This window comes from Rhodoferax sp. GW821-FHT10B06 (assembly GCF_059415605.1).
This window is the reverse complement of record NZ_JBWKNO010000007.1, coordinates 195,302-221,615: the sequence shown is the minus strand read 5'-3', so window position 1 is coordinate 221,615 and position 26,314 is coordinate 195,302. Positions and strand designations below refer to the sequence as shown.

At 62.6% G+C, this 26,314-nt stretch carries 19 protein-coding genes; 9 read left to right on the top strand and 10 right to left on the bottom strand.

Annotated features, from left to right (window positions below; translation table 11 throughout):
- The first annotated feature begins 157 nt into the window (after positions 1 to 157).
- The 8 genes from rimP to AC07O2_RS13565 all read left to right on the top strand — a co-directional run bounded on the left by rimP (position 158) and on the right by AC07O2_RS13565 (position 11,892).
- Positions 158 to 751, top strand: a complete 594-nt coding sequence (rimP, locus tag AC07O2_RS13600) for a ribosome maturation factor RimP (RefSeq protein ID WP_495076273.1) — start codon at positions 158 to 160, stop codon at positions 749 to 751.
- 78 nt (positions 752 to 829) lie between these two features.
- Positions 830 to 2,326 carry a transcription termination factor NusA gene (gene nusA / locus AC07O2_RS13595; protein WP_495076272.1) on the top strand — a complete coding sequence of 499 codons (1,497 nt, stop codon included), beginning with the start codon at positions 830 to 832 and terminating at the stop codon, positions 2,324 to 2,326.
- 24 nt (positions 2,327 to 2,350) lie between these two features.
- Positions 2,351 to 5,302, top strand: coding sequence for a translation initiation factor IF-2 (infB, locus tag AC07O2_RS13590; RefSeq protein ID WP_495076271.1), 2,952 nt, complete (start codon positions 2,351 to 2,353; stop codon positions 5,300 to 5,302).
- Complete coding sequence (rbfA, locus tag AC07O2_RS13585) at positions 5,302 to 5,673, top strand: 30S ribosome-binding factor RbfA (RefSeq protein WP_490593799.1); 372 nt, start codon at positions 5,302 to 5,304, stop codon at positions 5,671 to 5,673. The genes infB and rbfA overlap by 1 nt, the downstream gene beginning before the upstream one ends.
- A gap of 5 nt (positions 5,674 to 5,678) precedes the next feature.
- Positions 5,679 to 6,653, top strand: coding sequence for a tRNA pseudouridine(55) synthase TruB (gene truB, locus AC07O2_RS13580; protein WP_495076270.1), 975 nt, complete (start codon positions 5,679 to 5,681; stop codon positions 6,651 to 6,653).
- Positions 6,654 to 6,665: 12 nt separating this feature from the next.
- Positions 6,666 to 8,489, top strand: coding sequence for a translational GTPase TypA (typA, locus tag AC07O2_RS13575; protein ID WP_495076269.1), 1,824 nt, complete (start codon positions 6,666 to 6,668; stop codon positions 8,487 to 8,489).
- Between the two features lie 174 nt (positions 8,490 to 8,663).
- A complete protein-coding gene (locus AC07O2_RS13570) occupies positions 8,664 to 10,955 on the top strand; it encodes an ATP-binding protein (RefSeq protein WP_495076268.1) in 2,292 nt (763 codons plus the stop codon).
- A 43-nt stretch (positions 10,956 to 10,998) separates the two neighbouring features.
- Positions 10,999 to 11,892 (top strand): DMT family transporter, encoded by an 894-nt coding sequence (locus AC07O2_RS13565; protein ID WP_495076267.1) that lies wholly within the window; start codon positions 10,999 to 11,001, stop codon positions 11,890 to 11,892.
- 27 nt (positions 11,893 to 11,919) lie between these two features.
- On the opposite strand, the gene AC07O2_RS13560 is transcribed toward AC07O2_RS13565, so the two are convergent.
- The 8 genes from AC07O2_RS13560 to AC07O2_RS13525 all read right to left on the bottom strand — a co-directional run bounded on the left by AC07O2_RS13560 (position 11,920) and on the right by AC07O2_RS13525 (position 20,910).
- Positions 11,920 to 12,429 (bottom strand): hypothetical protein, encoded by a 510-nt coding sequence (locus AC07O2_RS13560; protein ID WP_495076266.1) that lies wholly within the window; start codon positions 12,427 to 12,429, stop codon positions 11,920 to 11,922.
- 119 nt (positions 12,430 to 12,548) lie between these two features.
- On the bottom strand, positions 12,549 to 14,093 hold the full coding sequence (gene malQ, locus AC07O2_RS13555; protein WP_495076265.1) for a 4-alpha-glucanotransferase: 1,545 nt from the start codon (positions 14,091 to 14,093) through the stop codon (positions 12,549 to 12,551).
- Between the two features lie 33 nt (positions 14,094 to 14,126).
- The gene (locus AC07O2_RS13550; RefSeq protein ID WP_495076264.1) at positions 14,127 to 15,830 is read right to left on the bottom strand and encodes an alpha-amylase family glycosyl hydrolase; all 1,704 of its coding nucleotides are present in this window, start codon (positions 15,828 to 15,830) and stop codon (positions 14,127 to 14,129) included.
- A gap of 279 nt (positions 15,831 to 16,109) precedes the next feature.
- On the bottom strand, positions 16,110 to 16,625 hold the full coding sequence (locus AC07O2_RS13545; RefSeq protein ID WP_495076263.1) for a hypothetical protein: 516 nt from the start codon (positions 16,623 to 16,625) through the stop codon (positions 16,110 to 16,112).
- A gap of 75 nt (positions 16,626 to 16,700) precedes the next feature.
- Positions 16,701 to 17,474, bottom strand: coding sequence for a hypothetical protein (locus AC07O2_RS13540; RefSeq protein WP_495076262.1), 774 nt, complete (start codon positions 17,472 to 17,474; stop codon positions 16,701 to 16,703).
- Between the two features lie 431 nt (positions 17,475 to 17,905).
- Positions 17,906 to 18,808, bottom strand: a complete 903-nt coding sequence (locus tag AC07O2_RS13535; protein ID WP_495076261.1) for a DMT family transporter — start codon at positions 18,806 to 18,808, stop codon at positions 17,906 to 17,908.
- Positions 18,809 to 18,813: 5 nt separating this feature from the next.
- Positions 18,814 to 19,326: a methylated-DNA--[protein]-cysteine S-methyltransferase gene (locus AC07O2_RS13530; protein WP_495076260.1), complete on the bottom strand. Its 513-nt coding sequence runs from the start codon at positions 19,324 to 19,326 to the stop codon at positions 18,814 to 18,816.
- A gap of 27 nt (positions 19,327 to 19,353) precedes the next feature.
- Entirely contained in the window at positions 19,354 to 20,910 is a 1,557-nt protein-coding gene (locus AC07O2_RS13525) for a DNA-3-methyladenine glycosylase 2 family protein (RefSeq protein ID WP_495076325.1), read from the bottom strand.
- Positions 20,911 to 21,051: 141 nt separating this feature from the next.
- Here AC07O2_RS13525 and kdoO point away from each other — a divergent pair, with 141 nt between their 5' ends.
- On the top strand, positions 21,052 to 21,930 hold the full coding sequence (kdoO, locus tag AC07O2_RS13520) for a Kdo hydroxylase KdoO (protein WP_495076259.1): 879 nt from the start codon (positions 21,052 to 21,054) through the stop codon (positions 21,928 to 21,930).
- Positions 21,931 to 21,940: 10 nt separating this feature from the next.
- Here kdoO and glgX read toward each other — a convergent pair whose 3' ends face one another.
- The gene (glgX, locus tag AC07O2_RS13515) at positions 21,941 to 24,088 is read right to left on the bottom strand and encodes a glycogen debranching protein GlgX (RefSeq protein WP_495076258.1); all 2,148 of its coding nucleotides are present in this window, start codon (positions 24,086 to 24,088) and stop codon (positions 21,941 to 21,943) included.
- Positions 24,076 to 26,256 carry a 1,4-alpha-glucan branching protein GlgB gene (glgB, locus tag AC07O2_RS13510; RefSeq protein WP_495076257.1) on the bottom strand — a complete coding sequence of 727 codons (2,181 nt, stop codon included), beginning with the start codon at positions 26,254 to 26,256 and terminating at the stop codon, positions 24,076 to 24,078. The genes glgX and glgB overlap by 13 nt, the downstream gene beginning before the upstream one ends.
- Between the last annotated feature and the right edge of the window lie 58 nt (positions 26,257 to 26,314).

The window sequence follows — 26,314 nt, the reverse complement described above, 5'->3', positions numbered from 1 at the left end:
ATGGATTAAAGCCATTTTTGCGCTACAATCCGGGCTCACGACCAAACGGGCGGGTAATTACCGGCCCGTTTTTTTTGGTCGATTGTTTTTAACACGCCTCTCGGCACCTGCTTTTATGGTGGTGCGGTCGGGCCCAATGTACTCATATTCATAACACGTGGCGTTACAAGACATCGTTGAACAAACCGTGACCGGATTCGGTTATGACCTCGTAGAGATCGAACGCTCTGCTGGTGGTTTGCTGCGCATCACCATCGACCATCCTTGGGTCGCGGGGGCGCCTGAGCAGTTCATCAACGTGGAAGACTGCGAAAAAGTCACCCGCCAACTCCAGTTTTCGCTGGAAGTCGATGGCGTCGAATACAAGCGGCTGGAAGTCTCCTCGCCCGGTATCGATCGCCCACTGCGCCACAAGACCGACTTTGAACGTTTTGAAGGTTCGGTGATTGATATCACCCTCAAGGTCGCCATCGGTATGGCGGCCGGTGGCCAGGTCAATGCCAACCGCAAGAAATTTCGCGGCACGCTGGAAAGCGTTGCCGCTGTGAGCGCCGATGCGGCGCCCACTTGGCAAATCGTCTGGAGCGACGAGCCCGTGGCCAAGCCCGGTGCTCGTATCAGTAAAAAGCGGGCTCCCGCGCCGGTGCAGGCGTTGGGGTTCACTCTGGATGAGATTCGGGATGCCCGTTTGGCACCAATCGTAAGTTTCAATGGCCGCAACGCAAAAGACACTGGCGCGGCGCTTGGGTGATGGTCCGTCGGCGCCAGCGTGCAGATGCGGCTCAGCGGGTTTGGTTTTGTTGGTTTAAGTGTTCAGGAGATTCGTGACATGAATCGCGAAATGTTGATGTTGGTAGATGCCATTTCACGTGAGAAGAACGTGGAGCGGGACGTTGTGTTTGGCGCAGTGGAATCGGCTTTGGCGCAAGCCACCAAGAAGCTGTACCAGGGCGAAGTGGATATCCGCGTGGCGCTGGACCGCGATAGCGGCAACTACGAAACCTTCCGCCGCTGGCTGGTGGTGCCAGACTCTGCCGGTTTGCAAAACCCCGAGGCAGAAGAGCTGGTGTCGGACGTGCGCGACGACATTCCTGACATCGAAGAAGGCGACTACATCGAGAAACCGATTGAGTCCCTGCCGATTGGTCGTATTGGTGCGATGGCCGCCAAGCAGGTCATTCTGCAAAAAATTCGCGACGCTGAACGTGAAATGCTGTTGAACGACTTCATGAGCCGCGGCGACAAGATTTTTGTCGGCACCGTCAAGCGCATGGACAAGGGCGACATCATTGTCGAGAGCGGCCGCGTTGAAGGCCGTCTGCGTCGTAACGAGATGATCCCTAAGGAAAATCTGCGTACCGGTGACCGCGTTCGCGCCATGATCATGGAAGTGGACCTGACCTTGCGCGGTGCCCCCATCATCCTGTCGCGCAGCTCGCCTGCCTACATGGTCGAACTGTTCCGCCAGGAAGTGCCTGAAATCGAACAAGGCCTGCTGGAGATCAAATCCTGTGCCCGCGACCCTGGTTCGCGCGCCAAGATCGCCGTGCTGTCGCACGACAAGCGCGTTGATCCCATCGGCACCTGCGTGGGTGTGCGTGGTACCCGTGTCAACGGTGTGACCAATGAACTCGCTGGCGAGCGCGTCGACATCGTGCTGTGGAGTGAAGACCCGGCCCAGTTCGTGATTGGCGCTCTGGCTCCGGCCAATGTCACCTCCATCGTGGTGGACGAAGAGCGCCATGCCATGGATGTGGTGGTCGATGAGGAAAATCTGGCGATCGCGATCGGCCGTGGTGGTCAAAACGTGCGCTTGGCCGCCGAATTGACCGGCTGGAAGATCAATATCATGGACGCCGCCGAGTCGGCCCAGAAGCAGGCTGTGGAAACCGATTCCAGCCGCAAGCTGTTCATGGAAAAACTCGATGTCGATGAAGAAATGGCTGACATCCTGATCCATGAAGGCTTCACCAGCCTGGAAGAAATTGCCTACGTGCCTCTGCAGGAAATGCTGGAAATCGAAAGCTTTGACGAAGACACCGTGCACGAGCTGCGCTCGCGTGCCAAGGACGTGCTGCTGACGATGGAAATCGCCCTGGAAGAAAATGCCGAGGCGGTATCCCAGGACCTGCGCGACCTGGAAGGTCTGACCCCCGAACTGATTGCCAAGCTCCATGCGGGCGGCATCCAAACACGCGACGATCTGGCCGATTTGGCTGGTGATGAGCTCTCCGAAATTACCGGCCAGTCTGAGGACGAGGCCACGACCTTGATCATGAAGGCGCGCGCGCATTGGTTTACCAATGACGGCGCCTCTCAAGAGTAATGGTCATGAAAGGTCACACAATACATGTCCACTACTACCGTCGCCGAGTTTGCTGCTGAACTCAAAAAATCCCCTGACACCCTGCTGGAACAACTCCGGGGTGCCGGTGTTGCCAAAGCTGCTGTGTCTGACGTTCTGAGCGAGTCCGACAAGCAACGCTTGTTGGGCTATCTGCAGGCCAGCCATGGCACTGCTACTCTGGAACGCAAGAAAATTACCTTGGTGAAGAAATCCACCAGCGAAATCAAGCAGGCCGATTCAACCGGTCGTGCTCGCACCATCCAGGTCGAGGTGCGCAAAAAGCGCACCTTCATCAAGCGTGATGAAGGCATGGACGCGAGCCCCGAGGGCGCTGTGCTAGAGGCTGAACTGGAAGTTCCGTCCAGCAACGCGGCAGAAGAAGCTGAATTGGCCCGCCGTGAGGAAGAAGCTCGCCGCCAGGCTGAGCTGATGCGCCGTCAGGAAGAAGAACTGATCGAAAAGCGCCGCCAGCGTGAAGAGCAGGAAGCGCGTGAACGGGCTGCTGCTGAAAAGGCAGAAGCTGAAGCAGAAGCGGCGGCCAAGGCTGCAGCACGTGCCCAGGCTGAACAACAAAAAGCGGCTGCGCCCACGCCGCCTCTGTCTGCCGTTGGACAAAACATCAACGCCGCAGCTGAAGCTGCTGCCCAGGCCAAGGCGCAAGCCGACGCTGCTGCGGCCCAAGCCAAGGCCCAGGCCGAGGCGGATGCCCGCGCCAAGGTCGCTGCCGAGGCCAAGGCCCGTGCAGACGAAGAAGCCGCCCGCGTGGTGGATCTGGGAGACCGCCGCCGCAAGGCCGAAGCAGAAGCTGCCGCCATCCGTTTGATGATGTCCACGCCCAAGAAGGTGTTGGTCGCCAAGAAACCGGAAGAGCCCAAGCCTGTGGCCAAGCCTGCAACCGCTGACGCGGCCAAGGCCGGCATGAAGGGCACCTTGCACAAGCCCGCTGCCGGTGCAGCTCCGGCCAAGCCGGCGCCAGCGCCAGCAACTACCGGCGCTGGTGCAGGTAAGGAAGTCAAGTCGGCCAAGCTGTCGAGCAGCTGGGCAGATCCCGCCAAGAAGAAACCACTGCCCACCCGTGGCGATTCCAGCGGTGGCGTCGGTGGCCGTGGCAACTGGCGTGGTGGACCGCGTGGTCGCCGTGGCAGCAATGACCGCGACCAGCATGACGACCACGCGCAACAAGCGCCGGTGGAAGCGCGCATCATTGAGGTGCACGTGCCTGAAACCATCACCGTGGCCGAACTGGCCCACAAGATGGCGGTGAAGGCCTCCGAGGTGATCAAGCACCTGATGAAGCTGGGTCAGATGGTCTCCATCAACCAGCCGCTGGACCAGGATACGGCCATGATCGTGGTCGAGGAAATGGGCCACAAGGCGGTGGTGGCGGCACTGGACGATCCAGAAGCCTTCACCGACGACGAAGTGTCGCAGCAGGATTCCGAAGCTTTGCCGCGCGCACCTGTGGTGACCGTCATGGGTCACGTGGACCACGGTAAGACTTCTCTGCTGGATTACATCCGCCGTGCCAAAGTAGCATCGGGTGAAGCCGGTGGCATTACCCAGCACATTGGCGCCTACCACGTGGAAACCCCGCGCGGTATGGTGTCCTTCCTGGATACCCCGGGCCACGAGGCGTTTACCGCCATGCGTGCCCGTGGAGCCCAGGCAACCGATATCGTGATTCTGGTGGTGGCTGCCGACGACGGTGTGATGCCGCAAACCAAGGAAGCTATCAAGCATGCGAAAGCGGCTGGTGTGCCCATCGTGGTTGCCATCAACAAGATCGACAAGCCTGATTCCAATCCCGAGCGCGTGAAGAACGAGCTGGTGGTGGAAGACGTGATCCCTGAAGACTTCGGTGGCAACTCGCCATTCGTTGCGGTGTCGGCCAAGACCGGCCAGGGCATTGACGAACTGCTGGAGCAAGTGCTGCTGCAGGCCGAAGTGCTGGAGCTGAAGGCACCGGTGGATGCCATGGCCAAGGGTCTGGTAATCGAAGCGCGTCTGGACAAGGGTAAGGGCCCTGTGGCCACCGTGCTGGTGCAGTCGGGTACGCTGAAAACCGGCGACATCGTGCTGGCAGGTTCGACCTATGGCCGTGTGCGCGCCATGCTGGATGAAAACGGCCGTCCCTCCAAGTCGGCTGGTCCATCGATCCCGGTGGAAATCCAGGGTCTGACCGAAGTGCCACAGGCGGGTGATGAGTTCATGGTTCTGCCGGACGAGCGCCGGGCCCGTGAAATCGCCACCTACCGTGCCGGCAAGTTCCGCAATACCAAGCTGGCCAAGCTACAAGCCGCCAAGTTGGAGACTATGTTCACGGACATGACGGCGGGCGAAGTCAAGGTACTGCCTATCATCGTCAAGGCCGATGTGCAGGGTTCGCAGGAAGCTTTGGCTGCATCGCTGCTCAAGCTGTCGACCGACGAAGTCAAGATCCAGATGGTGTACGCCGCTGTGGGTGGTATCAGCGAGTCCGATATCAACCTGGCGATTGCGTCCAAGGCTATCGTGATCGGCTTCAATGTGCGCGCCGATGCCGGTGCCCGCAAGCTGGCCGAAGGCAATGCTGTGGACGTGAAGTACTACAACATCATTTACGACGCCGTGGATGAGTTGAAGGCTGCCATGGCCGGCATGCTGGCGCCCGAGCAACGTGAAGAAGTCATCGGTATGGCCGAGATTCGCACCGTGTTCGTGGCTTCCAAGATCGGTACAGTCGCAGGCTGTATGGTTACCAACGGCTCGGTCAATCGTAGTGCACGCTTCCGCTTGCTGCGCGAAAACATCGTCATCTACACCGGTGAAATTGACTCGCTCAAGCGTGTCAAGGACGATGTCCGCGAAGTGCGCGAAGGCTTCGAGTGCGGTATCAAGCTCAAGAACTACAACGACATCGCCGTGGGCGACCAGTTGGAGTTCTTTGAGATCAAAGAAATCGCCCGTACCCTGTAATGGTGAAACGCAAAGCCGCTGCGCCAAACCGCAGCCTCAAAGTCTCCGACCAGATTCAGCGGGATCTGACGGAGCTGATCGCCCGCGAGTTGAAAGACCCGCGGGTGGGCATGGTCACCATCCAGGGGGTGGAGGTTACGCCCGACTACGCGCACGCCAAGGTTTTCTTCAGCGTGCTGACGGGCAACCCGGACGAATGTACCGAGGGTTTGAACCAGGCCGCAGGCTTTCTGCGTGCTGGTTTGTTCAAGCGCTTGCACATCCATACTGTGCCGACTTTGCACTTTCACTTTGACCGGACGACCGAGAAAGCCGCCGATATGAACGCGCTGATTGCGCGCGCGGTGGCATCCCGGGCCAAGGAAGACTGAGCCCCATGACCGCAACGCCACGTGTACGGGTTGCCAGGCGTCCCGTGCATGGGGTGCTGCTGCTGGACAAGCCTTTGGGCCTGTCCAGCAATGATGCGCTGCAAAAAGTGAAATGGCTGCTGCGCGCCGAGAAGGCCGGCCATACCGGTACCTTGGACCCCTTGGCCACCGGTGTGCTGCCCCTGTGTTTTGGCGCGGCGACCAAGTTCAGTCAGCTGCATCTGGATGCTGACAAGACCTACCTGGCAGTAGCCCGGCTGGGGGTGAAAACCTCTACCGGCGATGCCGAAGGCGATGTGATCGAGACGCGGCCGGTGCATGTCAGCCCCGAACAGGTGGTGGCCGTGGAGAAGCAGTTCACAGGCCCGATCCGGCAGGTGCCGCCCATGTACAGCGCCTTGAAGAAGGACGGCAGGCCCTTGTACGAGTACGCGCGTGCCGGGGTGGAGATTGAGCGACCGGCGCGGGATGTCGAGATTTTTGAATTAAAAGTGACTTTAGCGCAGACGGAATCTGCGCTGGATGCTATAGAAATCGTAGCTAAGTGCAGCAAGGGCACCTACATTCGCACGCTGGGTGAAGATATTGGTGAGGCACTCGGTTGCGGTGCGCATCTGACGGCATTGCGCCGCATTGCGACCGGTGATTTCGGGATAGCGCAGTGCGTCACTTTGGCGGAGCTGGAGGCCATGACGGAAGACCAGCGCCTGGACTGCCTGCTGCCGGTGGATGCGTTGTTGGCGCAGCACCAGCGTGTCATGTTGGACACGCAGAATGCGGGGCGGTTTCTGAGCGGCGTGCGCCGCCGGGGTGACTGGCCCGATGCTGCCCATGTGGCGGTATACGGCGACAGCCCCGCCACCTTGCTGGGAACGGCACAGGTGAAGGACGGTGAATTGATACCAGGGCGACTGCTAAGCCCGCTGGACATAGGTCAGATTCTGGCCCAGGCGCAAAAAGCAGAGAGCCATTCGATTTAGGAGTAGAGAAATATGAGCACTAAACAAATCCGTAACATAGCGATCATCGCCCACGTTGACCATGGCAAAACCACCATGGTTGACCAACTGCTGCGCCAGTCCGGCACCTTTGCCGAGCACGAAAAAGTGGTTGACACCGTGATGGACAACAACGCCATCGAAAAAGAACGTGGCATCACGATTCTGGCCAAGAACTGCGCAGTGAGCTGGGAAGGCACGCACATCAACATCGTTGATACCCCCGGTCACGCGGATTTCGGTGGTGAAGTCGAACGCGCCTTGTCCATGGTCGATGGCGTTGTGCTGTTGATCGACGCACAAGAAGGCCCTATGCCGCAAACCCGTTTCGTGACCAAGAAGGCGCTGGCCCTGGGCCTGAAGCCGATTCTGGTGGTGAACAAGGTGGACAAGCCCGGTGCCCGTCCCCAGCACGTGGTGAACGCCGCTTTCGACCTGTTCGACAAGCTGGGTGCGACCGACGAGCAACTCGACTTCCCGGTGGTTTACGCTTCCGGCATCAACGGCTGGACCTCGCTGGAAGAGGGTGCTCCTGGCGAGCAATGGGGCCCCGACATGTCGGCCCTGTTCAACACCGTGCTAAAGCACGTGCCATCGCAAAGCGGCGACCCTGAAGCTCCTCTGCAGCTGCAAATTTCCGCACTCGACTTCTCCACCTTCGTGGGCCGTATCGGCGTGGGCCGCATCGGTCAAGGCACGATCAAGCCCAATATGGACGTGGTGGTCATGGAAGGTCCGGACGGCAAGGTCGTCAAGGGCCGTATCAACCAAGTGCTGACCTTCCAAGGTCTGGAACGCGTGCAAGCCACGGAAGCCGGCCCCGGTGAAATCGTGCTGATCAACGGTATTGCCGACATCGGTATTGGTGTGACCGTGACCGATCCGCTGAAGCCCGCACCACTGCCCATGCTGAAAGTGGACGAGCCCACGCTGACCATGAACTTCTGCGTCAACACCAGCCCGCTGGCCGGCCGTGAAGGCAAGTTCGTAACCAGCCGCCAGATCTGGGACCGTCTGCAAAAGGAACTGCAACACAACGTGGCTTTGCGCGTCAACGAAACCGACGAAGAAGGTATCTTTGAAGTGATGGGCCGTGGTGAATTGCACCTGACCATCCTGCTGGAAAACATGCGCCGTGAAGGCTATGAGATGGCAGTGTCCAAGCCACGCGTGATGTTCAAGGACATCAATGGCGAGAAGCACGAACCTATCGAGCTGGTGACGGCCGATATCGAAGAACAGCACCAGGGCGGCGTGATGCAGGCCTTGGGCGAGCGCAAGGGTGAACTGGTCAATATGGAGCCGGACGGCCGTGGCCGTGTGCGCCTGGAGTACCGCATCCCGGCCCGTGGCCTGATCGGTTTCTCCAATGAATTCCTGAACTTGACCCGTGGTTCCGGCCTGATCTCCAACATCTTCGACAGCTACGAGCCGCACAAGGGCGACATCGGCGGCCGCAAGAACGGTGTGCTGATCTCCATGGACGACGGTGAAATCTTCACCTATGCCCTGGGCAAGCTGGACGACCGCGGCCGCATGTTCGTGCGCGCCAACGACCCTGTGTATGAAGGCATGATCGTCGGTATCCACAGCCGTGACAACGACCTGGTGGTGAATGCTACGCGTACCAAGCAACTGACCAACTTCCGCGTGTCCGGCAAGGAAGATGCGGTCAAGATCACGCCTCCGATCGAGCTGACGCTGGAGTATGGCGTTGAGTTCATCGAAGACGACGAACTGGTCGAAATCACGCCCAAGTCGGTGCGTCTGCGCAAGCGCCATCTGAAGGAAAGCGACCGTAAGCGCGCAGGCCGTTAAACCCTGATTCCGAGCAGCCATCGCAAGATGGTGCTCTCTTGGAAGCCCCGGGCGCCGTCATGGCGTGCCGGGGTTTTTTCATGCGTGGCATGTTTTGCTGCATGGCGGGCACGCGTTACCATGGTTGTGTGCTTGGATGGTCCAGGTGGACGCATTTCGAATGGGACTCCCTTGATGTTTGGGCGTACGAATTACCACCGTTATTTGCTCTGGGTCGCCGTAGTGACGGTCGGCATGGCGCTGGCCATGGCGGTAATGCTGGTGCTACAGCTGACGCAGCGGCAGGCAATACGGCAAAACAGCCATTTGGGAAATGATTCGATCACGGCCATGGCCTTTCAGTTTGAGCGCGAATTTTTGCGTTTTCGCCAGGTGCTGGACAGCCGGGTCAAAAGCCGTGAACCACCGGACATGGATGAGCTGAATCTGCGGCTGAACATCTTCGTGAGTCGCCTGGGTTTGTTGCGTGACAACCCCAGCATTGCCATCCTCCAGGGGCGGCCTGAATACGTGGCGGTCATTCCCCGCATGGAACAGCTGGTGGCGCAGACCGATAGCGTGTTGGAGCAGCCAGATCCGGACCCTCAGGCATTGACTGATTTGCTGCGGGAATTCAATGCCATGGGGCCCGAGGTACAAGCACTGAGCATGGTTGCAAACAGCCAGGTATCACTGCAGCTGGAGGGACAGGGCACCACGCTGCTGTGGCAGAACAATATGATCGTCTGGCTTACGCTGGCACAGCTGATCGTGTTGTTGGTGGCATCCGGTGCCCTGGTGGTCCGGCATCGCCGGCAGGAAGAGGAGCGCTTAGCCTTGAAGCGTTTGACCGATGATCTGGTAGAGGCCAACCGCATGGCCGAGAGCGCCAACCGCGGTAAGAGCCAGTTTCTGGCGAATATGAGCCACGAGTTGCGCACGCCTTTCAATGGTATTTTGGGCATGCTGGGGCTGCTGGAGGAAACGCGACTGAATGCGCGACAGGCTGACTATGTCGCCACCGTGCGCGGCTCGGCCAACCATTTGCTGGCTTTGTTGAATGACATTCTGGACGTGTCGGCCCTGGACGTGGGCAAGATGGCCATCAATCCTTCACCTGTGCAATTGATCCGGCTGTTGCACGATGTAGATGCCCTGATGGGCCCGCTGGCCAAGGAGAAGCACCTGGAGTTCGCGCTGGAATTGCATAGCCCGCTGCCCGATTGGGTGCAGGCCGACGGTACACGCATCAAGCAGATCTTGCTGAACCTGGTGTCCAACGCCATCAAGTTCAGCGCCCAGGGCCGCATTCTGCTGAGTGTGGACTGCGAACCTCAGGGCGATGCCGCACCTGCGCATTCCGTAGCGCTGCGGCTGTGCGTCAGCGACCAGGGTATAGGTATGGACGCCGCCACGCTGGACAGCCTGTTCCTGCGCTTTTCGCAAGGTGACGCCAGTATTTCCCGCCGTTTCGGGGGCACCGGTCTGGGCCTGGAAATTTCCCGCAGCCTGGCCCGGCTGATGGGAGGCGATATTACGGTGCAGAGCCAGCCCGGCCGGGGCAGCCAGTTCAGCCTGGCACTGCTATTGCCCTGCGTGCCGGCTCCGCAGGGTACCGAGCAGGCGCCCGCGGTGCTACCTGCGCATGCGACCCAGTACGGCATCATCGGCGGCCTGGACATCCTGGTCGCTGAAGACCACCCGGTGAACCGCAAGTACATGGAGGGCTTGCTGCTTCGGCTGGGCCACCGCATCCGCTTCGTGGAGGATGGCGAACAGGCCGTGGCCGAGGTACGGCGTGCCGCGCCCGATGTGTTGTTCATGGATGTGCACATGCCCGTGTTGGACGGTCTGCAGGCCACCCAGGCGTTGCGCGCGGGTGGTGGTGCGGCGTCCCGCGTCTACATCGTGGCTTTGACGGCCGATGTCTTTGCCGAATCCCGTGAGCGTGCGCTGGCAGCGGGCATGGACGATTTCCTGTCCAAGCCGGTGCGAATGGACCAGATCGAATCCTTGCTGCAGCAGCGCTTCGGCCTGATGGACAGCCGCGCTCCTGCGCAAGAGGCTGCAACGGTGGCCCCGCCTGCACCGGCCGAACCACGGCGCTTCCGTTCGGAAGATGTGGCCCGGCACTTGGATATGCCCATGCTGGGCGAGGTTTGCGTGGCGATTTCCCTGGACGGCTACCGCTCCTTGCTGGACAGCTTTTTCAACGACGAGTCTCGCAGCTTCAATACCCTGGTGGCATGCCTGGACGCGGCCGATACGGCGCGCTTGCAAGAGGTGGCCCATGCCTTCAAGGGTGGCTGTGCCAGCCTGGGCTTTCATGCTCTGGCTGCCCTGGCCGGGCAGGTTGAACGCGCTGGGCTGGACTATAGCGCCGACGCCTGCGCGGACGCGGCGCGGCAAGTGCGCAGCCTGTACCAGACGGCGCATGCCTTGTGCCGGCGCATGGGCCTGACCGGTTTGGCGCATCCCGCAGCTTAGGTTACGTTGTCTAGGCAGGTGCTGCGGCAGGCGACAATAGGGCATGCATTTATCCCACGCCCGCGCCTTGTTCATGATGGTTTTGGTGACCCTGATGTGGTCCATCGCAGGGGTTACCACCCGCCACCTGGAGTCTGCCCACAGCTTTGAAATCACTTTTTGGCGTAGCGCCTTCACAGTGTTGTCGTTGCTGGTGATTTTGCCCATCCTGCAGGGCCGTGCGGTCTTTACCAAGATCGCCCGGGGCGGCGTTTCGCTGTGGTTGTCGGGTGTGTGCTGGGCGGTGATGTTTACTGCCTTTATGCTGGCTCTGAGCATGAGCCCGGTGGCCAATGTGCTGGTCACCATGGCGCTGGGGCCTTTGTTCACTGCATTGCTGGCCCGCTTCGTGATTGGCCACCGTTTGCCCATGCGCACCTGGACGGCGATTGCCGTGGCGGGCGTGGGTATCGCCACCATGTATGGTGCACAGCTCTCGCTGGAGGGTGGGATGGAGCAGTTGCTGGGCTCGCTGGTCGCCTTGTGCGTACCGATTGCCGGCGCGGTGAACTGGACCGTGCTGCAGCGCAGCCGGGCACAGGGCCATGATGTGGACCTGGTGCCTTCGGTACTGGTGGGGGCCTTGATTTCGTCGGCTTTGACCCTGCCTTTGGCTTTGCCTTTCCAGGCGACCGCGCACGATATGGGCTTGCTGGCCCTGCTGGGCTCGGTGCAGCTGGCCATTCCATGCGTGCTGTCGGTATGGTGCGCTCGGGTGTTGAAGGCGCCCGAGGTGTCCCTGCTGCAGTTGCTGGAAGTGCTGTTTGGCATTGCCCTGGCCTGGCTGGGTGCCAACGAGGCACCCGATCCGCGCGTTCTGCTGGGCGGTACCCTGGTTGTGGCCGCGCTGGTGGGCAATGAGCTGCTGGGTTGGTGGCAGCGCCGCCCGATGTCTTGAACATACAAGCCGCTGCGATTACCCGTCTCAGGTGTAGGTGGTGTGCTTGCGTGCCACGGTTGCCTGTTCTTCTTCCACCTCTTTGCGCAGCCGGCGGATTTCTGTCAGTGCGTGCTGGAACTCGGTCAGTGAACGGTCGATGTCGTGCACCGGCTGTTCTTCCAGCTCGTTGCGGGAGTGGATGAAGCGCTGCGCATGGGCGGCGATTTCTCCGGCCAGATCGGCCTTGGCATCGGCGGCCAGCTGCGACTGGTGCGCGTCCAGCTCGCCAGAGGTGGTGAACAAGCCCATCAGCCCATAGGCGCGGCTAAGTTCTGCGGCCTGCTGCTGTGCCCGTTCGGCCTCCATATGGACTGCGCTGGCGGCGGCGACGGCCTCGCGCACCTCCATCAGGCGCAGCATGCGTTCGCAGGCCATGCTGGCCGCGCTGGCGGCTTTGGCCGCCTTGTGGGCAATCAGGCCAGCGAATGCGGTGAACAGGCCGATGACGGCACAGACCAGGGCCGCAGCCAGGGAGAGGAGGGCGGAGTTGCTCATAGCGTTCGGGGTCTGCAAGTTTCAAGCCGAATATGCGTTTGACGCACATAGAGCCTGCGGGAGTAGCTATTAAAAATGTAGTGTCCCCCAAGCGCCACGGCACGGCAGCTAGAGGCCATCTACGGCTTGTTTTTACCTTCGGGATAGGCTGGCAGAGGCAGTCTATCAAAGCGCGTGCGTCCGCTGGCGGCGGTGATGTGCGCCAGGCGCTCTGCGGCCTCGCTGCCCACCCATTCCCACTGGAAACGCCAGGTCCAGCAGCCCACGGTGCCCGGGGTGTTCATGCGGTGGCTGCCGTCCAGGCCCAGTACGTCCTGGAACTGGCACAGCGCGTGGTTGGCCACTGATTGCGCGCAGGCGCGCACCATGGCCCAGTGCACATCATGTCCGTCGGTGTGCAGGTACTCGCCGGCATAGGCGCGTTCGCGTTCGGTGCAGTCGGCCCACCAGCCTTTGACCGTGTCGTTGTCGTGCGTGCCGCTGTAGACGACCGTGTCGCGCGCATAGTTGTGCGGCAGGAAGTTGTTGGCTGCATCGTCCGAGAACGCGAACTGTAGTATGCGCATGCCGGGGAAGCCCGCGCGCTGGCGCAGCGCCACCACTTCGGGCGTGATGACACCCAGGTCTTCCGCGATGATGGGCAGCTTGCCGAGCGCGGCTTCGATGGCGGCGAACAGTTCGTAGTCTGGCCCCGGCATCCAGCGGCCTTTGACGGCTGTGGGTTCGCTGGCGGGGATTTCCCAGTAACCCACAAAGCCGCGGAAATGGTCGATGCGCACCACGTCGGCCAGGCTCAGCTGGCGCTTCACGCGCTCTATCCACCAGCGGTAACCGTCGGCCTGCATGGCCTTCCAGTTGTACAGCGGGTTGCCCCAGCGCTGGCCGGTTTCCGAGAAGAAGTCGGGCGGCACTCCGGCGATCACATTCGGGTTGCCCTGCGGGTCCAGTTCATACAGATCCGGGCGGGACCAGCAGTCGCTGGAGTGGTGGGCGATGAAGATGGGCAGGTCGCCCACCAGGTGGATGTTCTTCTGGTTGGCGTAGCCCTTGAGCCGTTTCCACTGCACATCAAACTGCCATTGCACAAAGCCCCAGAAGGCGATTTCCTGCGCATGCTGGCTGCGTGCCTGCGCCAGTGCGGCCGGGTCGCGCTGGGCCAACGGAGCCGGCCAGTCCGGCCACAGCGCTGGGCTGTGCGCCTGGTCCAGTGCCATGAACAGGGTGTAGTCGTCCACCCAGCTGACCTCGGCCTGCAGCCAGGCCTGGAATGCCTGCTGGTCTTCCGGCTCGGCGGTTTGCTGAAAGCCGGCAAAGGCCTCGCGCAGGCGGGCCAGGCGCCAGGGCACGACCTGGCTGTAGTCAATCTTTTGGGCGTTGAAGTCGGCTTTCAGCGATGCAGCGCCTATCCAGCCGCGCTCCTGCAGCGGCTCAAACGCCACGAACAAGGGGTTGCCGGCGAAGGCCGAGCTGCCCATGTACGGCGAGTCGCCCGGGCCGATAGGGCCCAGCGGCAGCGTCTGCCATAGCGTCTGGCCGGCCACTTCCAGCCAGTCCACAAAATAGTAGGCGTTCGGTCCGAAATCGCCGCAGCCATGCGGGCCTGGCAGAGACGTGGGGTGCAGCAGCACGCCCGAAGTGCGTTGGTTCAGAAGATCGGATGCCATGGTGCGCGGGTCCTGGTAAGAAGGGTGGATATTTCAGGCGGCAAACCAGCCAAAGCCCTTGGGTGCTAGCGTAAGCGCGCCGCGTGCCAGCTCGTGCCCACCATACACGGATTGCCAGTGGATGCTAGCCAGATCCGCTGGCAGGGCGATGTCCACCGCAGTGTCGCCCAGGTTTTGCAGCACCAGCACCCGGCTGTCGCCGTTGGCGCGCACATAGGCCAGCACGCTGTCGGCCAGACCGGGCACGGGCTGGAAGCTGCCACCGCTCAGTGCGGGTTGGCCGCGGCGTACGGTCAGCATGGCGCGCACAGCACCATGGATGTGCGCCGGCAGGCTGCCGGGCGTGGCCAGGGCTTTGTCCACCGCAGGCCAGTCCACCGCGCCGCGCACGCGGTAGCGTGCGTCCTGGTAGCCGGTCAGGGCCTCCTGCTCTCGCTGGAACTGGTCGTCATTCGGCTTGGCGAATTCATCGCCGTAGAAGATCACCGGCGTGCCCAGCAGGGTGAAGCTGATGCTGAAGGCCAGCAGGATGGCGGCCGGATCGTGGCGGAACAGGTCCACCAGCCGCGCCGCTATGCCTTCGCCCTGGCGGAAGTCCCATTCCGGCTGCAGGCAGTAGGCCGCATGGATGGCTTTGCGCTCCTCGGGCGTCACCATCTCCAGCGTCAGCTCGTCGTGGCAGCGCAGGAAGGAGAACCAGCCGCAGTCGGCAGGAATCTCGGGTGTGAAGTTGGAGGATAAGGTTTCGACAATCGGTTTTGCCGAGCCCTGGGCCAGCGCCAGGTAGATGCGCGGCATCACCGGGAAATGGTAGGCGGCCTGGCATTCGTCGCTGTCGCCGAAATAGGTGACCACCTCGGCCGGCGGCTGGCAGGCTTCGGCCAGCAGGATGGTGCCGGGGCGCACGGTGTCCAGCACGGCGCGGAAGAACTTGATGATGGTGTGCGTGCCCGGCAGGTTTTCGCAAATCGTGCCTTCTTCCTTCCACAGGTAGGGAATGGCGTCGGCACGGAAGCCGTCCACCCCCTGCGCTACCCAGAACAACAGCACCCGGCACATGGCCAGCAGCACCTCGGGGTTGCGGTAGTTCAGGTCCGGCTGCGAGTCGAAGAAGCGGTGGAAGAAATAGGTGCCGGGCTGACCATCGGAACTAGGCAATGGGTGCCAGTTGCTCGGCATCATGCCTTTGAAGATGATGCGCGCTTCCTTGTAGCGCTCTGTTGTGTCGCTCCAGATGAAGTAGTCGCGGTAGGGGTTGTCCGGCCCCTTGCGGGCTTCTTGGAACCAGTGGTGCTGGTCTGAGCAGTGGTTCATCGCCACGTCGAAGATCACGCGGATATTGCGGCGGTGCGCCTCGGCCAGGAATTCGGCAAACGTAGCCTGGGCCGCAGTGTCGCTGCCGCCCACCAGTTCGCTGCGGATGCGGGTGTAGTCGCTGATGTCAAAGCCTGCGTCGCGCATGGGCGAGTCGAGTATCGGCAGCAGCCACAGGCAGGTGACGCCCAGGTCCTGCAGATAGGGCAGGCGGTCGCGTAGGCCCTTGAAGTCCTTGTTGAACAGGTCCACGTACAGCGAATACACCACCACCTCCTTGAACCAGGTGGCAGGCGGCGGCGGGCTGGCCTGGGCGGCGGCTTGCTGCAGCTCGGCGAGGAAGGCGTCCAGCTGTGCGGTGGGCTGGCCGGGGTAGAGCTGCTGCCAAAACTGGCGCAATGGGGCAGACGAGGGGGCGGGCATAGAAGCTTCTCCAAAGCGCTTTGAATGCGTGAGGAAGCGGATTGTACGGGGTGTAAATAAGCTGCGAATGCGGGTTGCTCCTAGGAGCCTGTCGGACTTGGCAAGCGTCGGCTGCAAAGGGACCGCAGCGGTCCATTTTTATGGGAGCAGCGCTTTCACCGTCTTTTTGTCCCATAGCGGGGCTATGGGCCTGCAAACCCGGCAAAACCAGTCCTCGCTGGGGCCGCTTTTCGCTATCGACGCCCCAAACCCGAAAGCCTTCTGGCGCAATGATCCAGGTTAAGGCAGCGCCTTCCCGCTCGTCGCCCCGTTTGTTCCGCAGTTGCCAGACTGCACTTCATAGTTGACCACTTGCACGGTCACGCTGAATGACGCCAGGGCCGGGTCGTAGGTGATCCGTAAAACTTCGGCACGGTCGTTCGCCGTGGGCAATGGTGGCAGTGCCGAGTTGTCCACTACCAGACTCTCTTCCTCGATACGCATGGCATCAGCGCGTAGAGTCAGCTGCTGGGTGGCCCCTTTTTGGGCCAGCACGGTAGCCACGCAGGCCTGCACCATGGGCGATCCCCGGGCCGGTATCTGCTCAAACACCAGCGCCTTGAGGTCGCTGGCCGCCAACGGAACCATGCCCTTGCCCGGCACCTCCAGCGTGAAGTTCCTGCTCACCGCATCGAAGCCGGCAATGTGGCGCACACCGGCCAGCGAACTGCCGTCGACGCGTTGCACGTCCACGCGGCGCATCGCGTAGCGGTCCGGTTGCGTGAGGTTCAGCGCCACGTCTGCGGCCTGCGCCATGCCAGTGGCCAGGGCCCATCCGAGCCAGAGCGCCTGACGCAATCCGCGGGAGTCAAGTTTCAGCATGTTTGCCTCCTATTCAAGGACCAGCACCACATTGCCGCGGTTGGGCAACACCAGCGTCAACGGCCGCCTATCGGTTGCGTCGGCAGGTCGCGCGGCGAACAGATAAACCTCGTCGTCGTCGCGGTAGAGCAGGCGCCAGCTCACCTCGCGGTCGTTGCAGGTCCGGAAAAAACGCTGCAACTCCTGCAGCCGCTGGCCATCGCCAATGAAGGTGGCCAGCGTGGCCGCGTCGGCTGTCGCACCACAGGCCAGCGCGGCCACCGGGCCATCTTTGGCGCCGCCAAAAACCGCGGTGACAGCGGGCAGCGGATGGTGCGGATCCATGCGGGCATGCGCCAGGAAAGTCTCATAACCAATCATCGACGCGACGTTGTAGACCGCATAAACGATCACCCCGGCCCGCAACAGATCCGCCAACAGCGGTGAGGGCCAACCCAGGTATGCCGCACCACGGCCGATGGCGCGCCCACCCGCATGCGCCGACGTCGCCGCAGCCGAGAGCCCCGCCGAGATGGCTGCCAGCACCAGGTTTATCACCAGCACCGGCACAGCCACCCAAAGCAGCAGCATGACCAGGTTGCGCGGCGTGCGCATCAGCTCGAAAGCGGCGATCAGGAAAGACTGGAAGCCGAGCTTGAACACTAGGTGCTGCACACCGAAGTTGTAGTAATAACTCCAGCGGTAGGCGAAGCCGGCCACATACAGCAAAGCCGCCAACAACGAAGATACGCCTATCAGCGCGGCGAAGGGATTGGGTCTTTCGGCGGCTTTTGTGTTTTCCATGCGGGTGGTGGTTGCCAGCAGTGGCGTGTGATGGTGGAGCTCATTTTTGGCGGGTACTGCCGGCCCGTCAACAGGCGCGCCACGCAAAAGGTGGAAGCTCAGCCAAGCCCTACACACTCCTGGGCGTTCAACCGTGACCCCGCCCAAGCCTGCCAGTGGGCAGACGTCGCACCGCACCTCCATGCGCAAGGTACCGTTGACTTGGCTGCCGATGGGTGCGCGACAGGGTGTGGCTGCTAAGGACCCGGGCGGAGGGGCCCTGGTTTGTGGGGCAGTTCTTGGTGCCTTTTAGATCGCTAGCACAGGTATTACCTGCGCTGGTAGCTATTTTTTATATAGCACTTTGAATTTGACTTTCAATAGAGTGTCGAAGACCGCTGCAAATGGCCTCTATGCAATGCGGGAAGGCGAAGGCTCCGCCGCTCCCGGTGCTATTTTTTGCGTTTCGGCAGACTGACCAGTCCGGTGGACAGGGCCGTGCCGCACACCACCACCAGGCCGCAGCCCAGCATCCAGGGTGTCAGCGTCTCGCCCAGCAGCACCGCACCGTAGAACACCGCGAACACCGGCACTACGAAGGTTACTGTCAGCGCCTTGCCGGGGCCGATGTTGCTGATCAAGCGGAAGAACAGGATGTAGGCCAGGCCGGTGCACACCACGCCCAGCACCAGCAGGGCCAGCATGGCGTGGGTGCTGGGCCATTGGGCCGGCCAGAGCCACAGCGCGGGCAGTGCCAGGCCCAGCGTAGCGCCGACCTGGCTGCCGGTGGCGGTGACCAGGGGCGGTACGCCGGTGAGAAAGCGTTTGGTGTAGCTGCCGCTGATGCCGTAGCAAATGGAGGCCAGCAGGCAGGCCAGCACGGCCCAGCCGGGGGCGATGCCATGGGCGTCGGGCTTGAAGCTGGCTTTGTCCCAGGCCAGCAGGGCGACACCTACAAAACCAATCACCAGGCCCAGGCTGCGCGAGCTGTTTGGCCGGTCCTTTAGCCAGGCCCAGGCGATGAGGGCGCCGAACAGCGGCACGGTGGCATTCAGAATGGCCGACAGCCCGGTGGTGATGGACAGCAGCGCAAACGAAAACAGCGCGAACGGAATGCCCGAATTCAGCATGCCAATCAGCAGCACCGGCTTCCAGTGCTGGCGCAGGGAGGGCATCAGCCCGCGCAGCCACAACAGCGGCAGCAGGGCCAGCGAGGCAATGGCCACGCGCACTGCGGCGGTCGGTACGGCGCCGATTTCCACCGTGGCGATGCGCATGAACAGGAACGAGGCCCCCCAGATGGAGGCCAGTGCCACGAAGTCCAGCAGCCAGGGCTTGGCAAGAGATTGAGGCACCGCACTCACAGTAGCACCGCCTGGCGCTTGGCTTCCAGCTGCAGCAGCGCGGTCTTGCGCTCTAGCCCGCCGGCATAGCCGGTGAGCGAGCCGTCCGAGCCCAGCACCCGGTGGCAGGGCACGATGATGCTGATGGGGTTGCGCCCCACCGCACCGGCTACGGCGCGCACCGCGCTGGGCCGGCCCAGGCCGAAGCTCAAGGCGCCATAGGTGGTGCTGGCGCCACTGGGGATGCGCAGCAGGGCCTGCCACACAGCCTGTTGGAATTCTGTGCCGCTGCGCAGGTCCAGCGGCAGGTTGAAGCTGCTGGTGTCGCCCTCAAAATAAGCCTGCATAAAGGCCTGGGTGTGCAGCAGCACCGGGTGCTGTTGCGCCACCGGCCAGCCCGACATATCCGGCAGATGGCGCTGGCCTTCTGCAAACCACAGGCCGCACAGGCCTTGCTCGCTGGCGGCGGCCAGCATAGGCCCTAGCGGTGAGTCGAAACGGCTTTGCACCGTGTGGGATGGGAATTTCATATCAAACAAGCCTTTGGCGCAGGTAAATCAAGCGGCAGCAGCTACTTTTTTGGTAGCAACGGGTTGGGGGTTAGCGGCCGGTGCGGGCAGCTCGGCCCAGGCGCGCAGCACGGCGTAGCTGCGCCAGGGCTTCCAGGCCTGGGAGGCAGCTTCGGCCGCGCGTGCGGCCAGGCGCACATTCGGCTCCTGCTGCACGCCCAGGGCTTTGTGCAGGGCCACGTCGCCGGCCGGGAATGCATCGGGCCAGCGCAGCGCGCGCATGGCGATGTACTGGGCGGTCCAGTCGCCGATGCCGGGCAGTTCGCGCAGCTGGGCCATGGTGGCGTGTATGGGGCCGCTGCCGCACAGCCGCAGCTGCCCGTCGGCCACGGCGCGGGCCAGGGCCAGAATGGCGTTTTGCCGCTGGCGCACGACGCCCAGGGCGCCCAGCGCATCGCCGCTTAGTCGGGCCAGCACCTGGGCGGAGGGGAAGAGCCGGTTCAGCCCCGGCACGGGTGTTTCCAGCGGTTCGCCAAACTGTTCCACCAGGCGCTGGGCCAGGGTGCGGGCGGCGGCCACGGTGATCTGCTGGCCCAGCACGGCGCGCACGGCCAGCTCAAAGCCATCCAGTGTGCCGGGTACGCGCAGGCCGTCGCCGCTGGGGAAGTCGCTGTGCAGCACTGGGTTGATGGCCTTGGGGTCGGCGTCCAGGTCCAGCCAGGCGCGTACCCGGCGTATCACCTGCGGCAGCACGCTCAGCAGCGATTCGCTGACGTGCAGCAGCACATGGGTCTGGCCGGGAACGAACTCGGCGCGCAGCCAGCCGCTGTGGATCTTGCCGCCAGAATCCAAGCCAAAAGTGCGTGTGGCGCACGATTCATCTGCGCTGGTAGCTATGGATTCAATAGCGTCTATCTGGCGCTTGCGCAAAAATCCCAACATGGCGGCCACGTCATACGGCGGGCGGTAGCCGAGCTTGATGGCCGTGCCGCCCTGGGCTGCAGGCTGGGTGCCCTGGCGCCGCAGCTGGCTGGGGTTGAGCTGGTAGCGTTCCATGAACACGGCGTTGAAACGGCGCACGCTGGCAAAGCCGCTGGCCAGGGCAATCTGGGCCATGGGCAACTGGGTGTCGGCCAGCAACTGCTTGGCTACCAGCAGGCGCCGGGTCTGCAGGTATTGCAGGGGCGACACGCCCAGCTGGGCCTCGAAGATACGGCGCAAATGCCGGTCGCTGACGCCCAGGCGCGCCGCCAACTGGGCCACCGAGATATTGCTGTTGTCGCTCCAGCTTTGCGGGTCGTCCAGCAGGCGGGCGGCCTGCTGGGCAAGGATGGTGGTGGCGTCCTGGAACGACCACACCAGCGAGTGCGGCGCCAGCTCGGGCCGGCAGCGCAGGCAGGGGCGAAAGCCCGCATGCTCGGCCTGGGCTGCGTGGCCAAAGAAGCGGCAGTTTTCGCGCTTGGGTGTTTTCACGCTGCACACTGGCCGGCAGTAGATGCCGGTGGAGGTTACGCCGGTGAAAAAGCAGCCGTCAAAGCGGGCGTCCCGCGCCTGCATGGCGCGGTAGCAGGTATCGTCAAAGCGGCTGGTGCTGTCAGGTGTCATAGAGGGCATGGTACGCCAGGCGCCGGCCCTGATTAGCCGTTTTCGGACCCGTGATTGGCGTGCTGTGCACGGCCTCATTTCCGTCCACAATTTATGCGCAGCCTGGCTTGGCGCGGGGCAATTCTCAGGGAAAATGAAGTTATGCACCAACCCATCGTCGAAGTCCCTGGCGCCCACTGGTCTGGCCGTCCCACCGAAGCAAAACTGACCCGGGCGCTGGAAAGCGGCGGGGTTCTGTATTTTCCGTCCATGGCGTTCACCATGTCGCCGGCCGAGCAGAGCTTGCTGCGCCCCGATATGCGCGATCCCAAGGCACGCAATATCAGTCAGCCGCCACAGGGCCAGGTGAAGGGCGCACTGGGTTCGCCGGATGAGCTGGCCCTGCTGGATGCGATGATGCGCCGCTACCGCCACCAGGCGGTGCAGCTGGTGCAGGACTTGTTCCCGCGCTACAGTGCTTATCTGCGCATGGAGCCCACCAGCTTCCGACCGACCGAGGTGGCCTCGCGCAAGCAGTCCTGGCGCGCTGATGATAAACGCCTGCACGTGGATGCTTTTCCGTCCCGGCCGAACCGGGGCGAGCGCATCCTGCGGGTGTTCAGCAACGTCAACCCTGAGCAGCCGCGCGTGTGGCGCGTGGGCGAGCCGTTCGAAGACATGGTGCAGAAGTTCTGGCCCCAGCTGCCGCCGTACAGCCCCTGGAAGGCGCGTTTGCTGCGCAGCATGCGCATCACAAAGTCCTTGCGCAGCGAATACGACCACATGATGCTGCAGCTGCACGACAAGATGAAGCGCGACATGGTCTACCAGAAGGAAGCGCCCAAGACCGTTGTGGCCTTTGCCCCGGGCAGCACCTGGGTGTGCTTTTCCGACCAGACCCTGCATGCGGTGGACCAGGGCCAGTTCATGATGGAGCAGACCTTTTTCATTCCGCCCCAGCACCAGTACGATCCCTCGCAAAGCCCCCTGGGCATTTTGTCGCGCATGGCAGGCCGCACGCTGGAAGGCGCGCGCCAGTAGCGAGTAGCGTCTACGGCGTAATGCCGGAGCCTGCTGCGGCCAACAGCACCAGGCTGTGCGCTGGTAGCTGGAACATCACTTCGCCCTGGCCGACCCACTTGGATCGGCCCTGTGGTTGGCTGCTATCCAGGACAACTTGCCAGACGCCGGCGGGCAGCCAGAACGGGTCGTCGGTATGGCCAGCATTCACCAGCAGCAGCAAAGGTGCTTTGGCCCGGCCGGGCCGGCCTATGAGGCAGCCCAGCGAGCGGTAGTGGGGGTCGCGCCAACCATCACCTTCCAGCGGCCGGCCGCTGCCGCGCAGCCAGGCCAGGTCGTGCAGGCCCAGCGCGTCGGCCACACCGCTGTACCACTGGTTGGCGAAGGGCAGGGCCTGGCGGCGCAGCGCGATGACGCGGGCCGTGAAGGCGATCAGGTCGTCGTCGGCCTCGGACCAGTTGATCCAGGTGGTCGGGTTGTCTTGGCAATAGGGGTTGTTGTTGCCGCCCTGGGTATGGCCCAATTCATCGCCAGCGCAGATCAATGGTGTGCCTTGTGCTAGTAAAGTAGTAGCAAGCAGGGCGCGCTGCAGCCGCCCGCGCAAGGTGTTGACCACGGGGTCGTCGCTCGGGCCTTCGGCACCGCAGTTGAAGTTCAGGTTGTGGCCATGGCCGTCGCGGTTGCTCTCGCCATTGGCTTCGTTGTGGCGGTGGTTGTAGCTCAGCAGGTCGCGCAGGGTAAAGCCGTCGTGCGACACCACGTAGTTCACCGATTCGGCCGGTGCACGCTGGCGCGGCTGGAACATATCGGAGGAGCCGCACAAGCGCAGGGCCAGGTCGGCGCGGGTGTTGTCGGGCAGGGCGGCTTCGGGCGCGGCGGCGGTTTGCACCCAGAAGCCGCGCATGCAGTCGCGGAAGCGGTCGTTCCACTCCAGCCAGCCGCGCGGAAAGTTGCTGGTCTGGTAGCCGCCCGGGCCTACGTCCCAGGGCTCGGCGATCATTTTCACGCGCGACAGTACCGGATCTTGGGCCACGGCGGTGAAGAAGGCGCTGCCGCGCTCGAAACCGGTATCGGTACGGCCCAGCACGGGTGCCAAATCGAAGCGAAAGCCATCGACATGCATGTCCGCAACCCAGTAGCGCAGGCTGTCCATCACCATTTGCAGCACGCGTGGCTGGCGTATGTCTAGCGTGTTGCCGCAGCCGGAGTAGTTGTCGTAGTAGGCCAGGGCTTCTGGCGGCAGGCGGTAGTAGCTGCGGTTGTCCAGCCCGCGAAAACTGATGTTGGGGCCGTCTTCGCCCGATTCGGCCGTGTGGTTGTAGACCACGTCCAGCAGCACCTCCAGCCCGGCGGCGTGCAGGGTCTTGACCATGCGGCGGAACTCGTCGCGTGGCGACAGGCTATCCACGCCGCTGGCCATGCGTGGGTCCACGCTGAAGAAACCCAGGGTGTTGTAGCCCCAGTAGTTGCTCAGGCCCATGTCGCTGAGCCGCTCTTCGCTGACTGCGTAGTGCACCGGCAGCAGGCTGACCGCCGTCACGCCCAGGCGCTTCAGGTGGGCGATGGAGGCGGGGTGTGCCAGGCCGGCGTAGCTGCCACGCAGGGCTGGCGGCACCTGGTCATTCAGGCGCGAGAAGCCTTTGACATGGCACTCGTAAATCACCGAATCGGCCAGGGCTATGCGTGGCGGGTGGTCGCCGCTCCAGTCGAACTGGTCGTGCGTGACGCGGGCTTTGAGTGCAAATGCTGCGTTATCGCGTGTGTCCATATGGCGCGGGTGCAGGCGGTCGCCAGCGAAATGCTCGTCGCGCCACTCGAATTGGCCAACGATGTCGCGCGCATAGGGGTCCAGCAGCAGCTTGGATGCGTCGAAGCGGTGGCCCCGGTCGGGCCGCCAGGGGCCGTGGGCGCGTAGGCCATACACCTGGCCGGGCTGGGCGCCTGGCAGGTAGCCGTGCCAGACATCGCTGGTATGGGCGGGCAGCCTTAAGCGGGCCAGTTCCTGCGTGCCTGTGGCATCGAACAAGCACAGGTCCATGGCCTGGGCATGGGCGGAAAACACCGCGAAATTGACGCCAAGGCCATCAAAGCTGGCACCCAAGGGCCAGGGTTGGCCTTGGGTCAGGCTAAGCCTGGCCGCATGGGGCGGGGGGGCGGGGGGAGATTTCAGGCTGTCCATTCCAGCAGTACTGTAGCCAAAGGCGGCAAGTTCAGCACAACAGAATGCGCGAACCCTTGCCAGGCCACATCTTCCGCTGTGGCAGTGCCCAGTGGCGTGCCTACATTGCTGCCGCCGTAGTGGGCCGAATCGGTGTTCAGCTTTTCATGGTAAGTGCCGGCGCTCGGTACGCCCAGGCGGTAGCCGTTCCAGACATTGGGGGTGAAGTTGCACACCACAACGATGAACGAGGTGGCGTTCATGCCCCGGCGTATGAAGGCCAGCACCGAGTGCTCGGTATCGTTGTGCTCAATCCACTGGAAGCCCTCTGGCACGAAGTCCAACTGGTACAGCGCCGGGGTGGCAGTGTAGAAGTGGTTCAGGTCGCGCACCAGGCGCTGTATGCCAGCGTGGGGCGCGTGCTCCAGCAGATGCCAGTCCAGGCTTTGGTCGTGGTTCCATTCGCGGTCTTGGGCGAATTCGCAGCCCATGAACAGCAGCTTCTTGCCCGGGTGGGCAAACATATAGCCGAGGAAGGCACGTAAATTGGCGAACTGCTGCCAGCGGTCGCCCGGCATCTTGTTCAGCAGCGAACCCTTGCCGTGCACCACTTCGTCGTGCGAAATGGGCAGCACAAAGTTCTCGGTAAAAGCATAGACCAGGCTGAAGCTGATTTCTCCCTGGTGGTGCTTGCGGTAGATCGGGTCGCGCTGCATATAGGCCAGCGTGTCGTGCATCCAGCCCATATTCCACTTGTAGTGAAAGCCCAGGCCGCCGGCATAGGTCGGGCGAGACACGGAAGGGAAAGCTGTGGACTCTTCCGCCAGGGTAATGGCTTGCGGCCGCTCGGTGCCTACCACCTCATTCATGCGCTTGAGGAAGGCGATGGTTTCCAGGTTCTCGCGCCCGCCGTGCACATTCGGAATCCACTCGCCAGCCTTGCGGCTGTAGTCGCGGTACAGCATGGAGGCCACGGCATCCACGCGCAGGCCGTCGACGCCGAAGCGCTCCAGCCAGTACAGGCTGTTGCCGACCAGGAAGTTGCTGACCTCGGTACGGCCCAGGTTGTAGATCAGGGTGTTCCAGTCGTTGTGGAAGCCCTCGCGCGGGTCGGCGTATTCGTACAGGTGCGTGCCGTCAAAGTTGCCCAGGCCGTGCGCATCGGTGGGGAAGTGGGCGGGTACCCAGTCCAGTACCAGGCCCAGGCCCTCGGCATGGCAGCGGGCCACGAAGCGGGCGAAACCCGCCGGGTCGCCGAAGCGGGCAGTGGGTGCGTACATGCCGACCGGCTGGTAGCCCCAGGAGCCGTCGAACGGGTGCTCGCTGATGGGTAGCAGCTCGATGTGGCTGAAGCCCATGTCGCGTGCGTAGGGCACCAGGCTGTCGCTGAGTTCGTCCCAATTCAGCCAGCGGTTTCCTTCCTCGGTCTTGCGTTGCCAGGAGCCCAGGTGCACTTCGTAAATGCTGATGGGCGCATCCAGTGCGTTGGCGTGTTTGCGGGCAGCGGATGCGGGCACGAAGGGCGGCAGCGGTGCCACGATGCTGGCTGTGGCGGGGCGCAATTCGGCCTGCAGGGCATAGGGGTCGGCCTTGCCGGGCAGTATGCGGCCGTCCTGCGTGCGAATTTCGTATTTGTATTTGTTGCCGGCATGCACACCGGGCAGGAACAGCTCCCACACGCCGCATTCGCGGCGCAACCGCATGGGGTGGTAGCGGCCGTCCCAGAAATTGAAGTCGCCCACTACGCTGACGCGACTGGCATTGGGCGCCCATACGGCAAAGCGGGTGCCGGCCACGCCTTCCATGCTACAGGGTTGCGCGCCCAGTACTTCATACGGCCGCAGGTGCGTACCTTCACCCAGCAGCCAGACGTCCATTTCCGCCAGTACCACGGGGAAGCGGTAGGGGTCGTCCAGGATGCTGCTGTGGCCATCGGCCCATTGCACCTGCAATCGGTATGCGGCGCCCGGTGTCAGTGCCACTGTGCCTTCAAAGAAGCCAGCGGCGTCTTGCAACGCCAACGGCCCCAGCAGCGCACCCTTGGCTGATTCCACGACCACGCTCTGGGCACCTGGCAAAAAGCAACGCACCGAGGTTTGGCCAGCATCTGCAGGGTGGGGGCCCAGCACTGCAAATGGATCGCCGTGGCGTGCGCCACAAATCATTTCAATATCGTGGGCGTGCAACATAAAAACCGATCTTGAAGTGGGTTTAATCAGAAATGGACAGCGCTATGCGGTGTTGTCT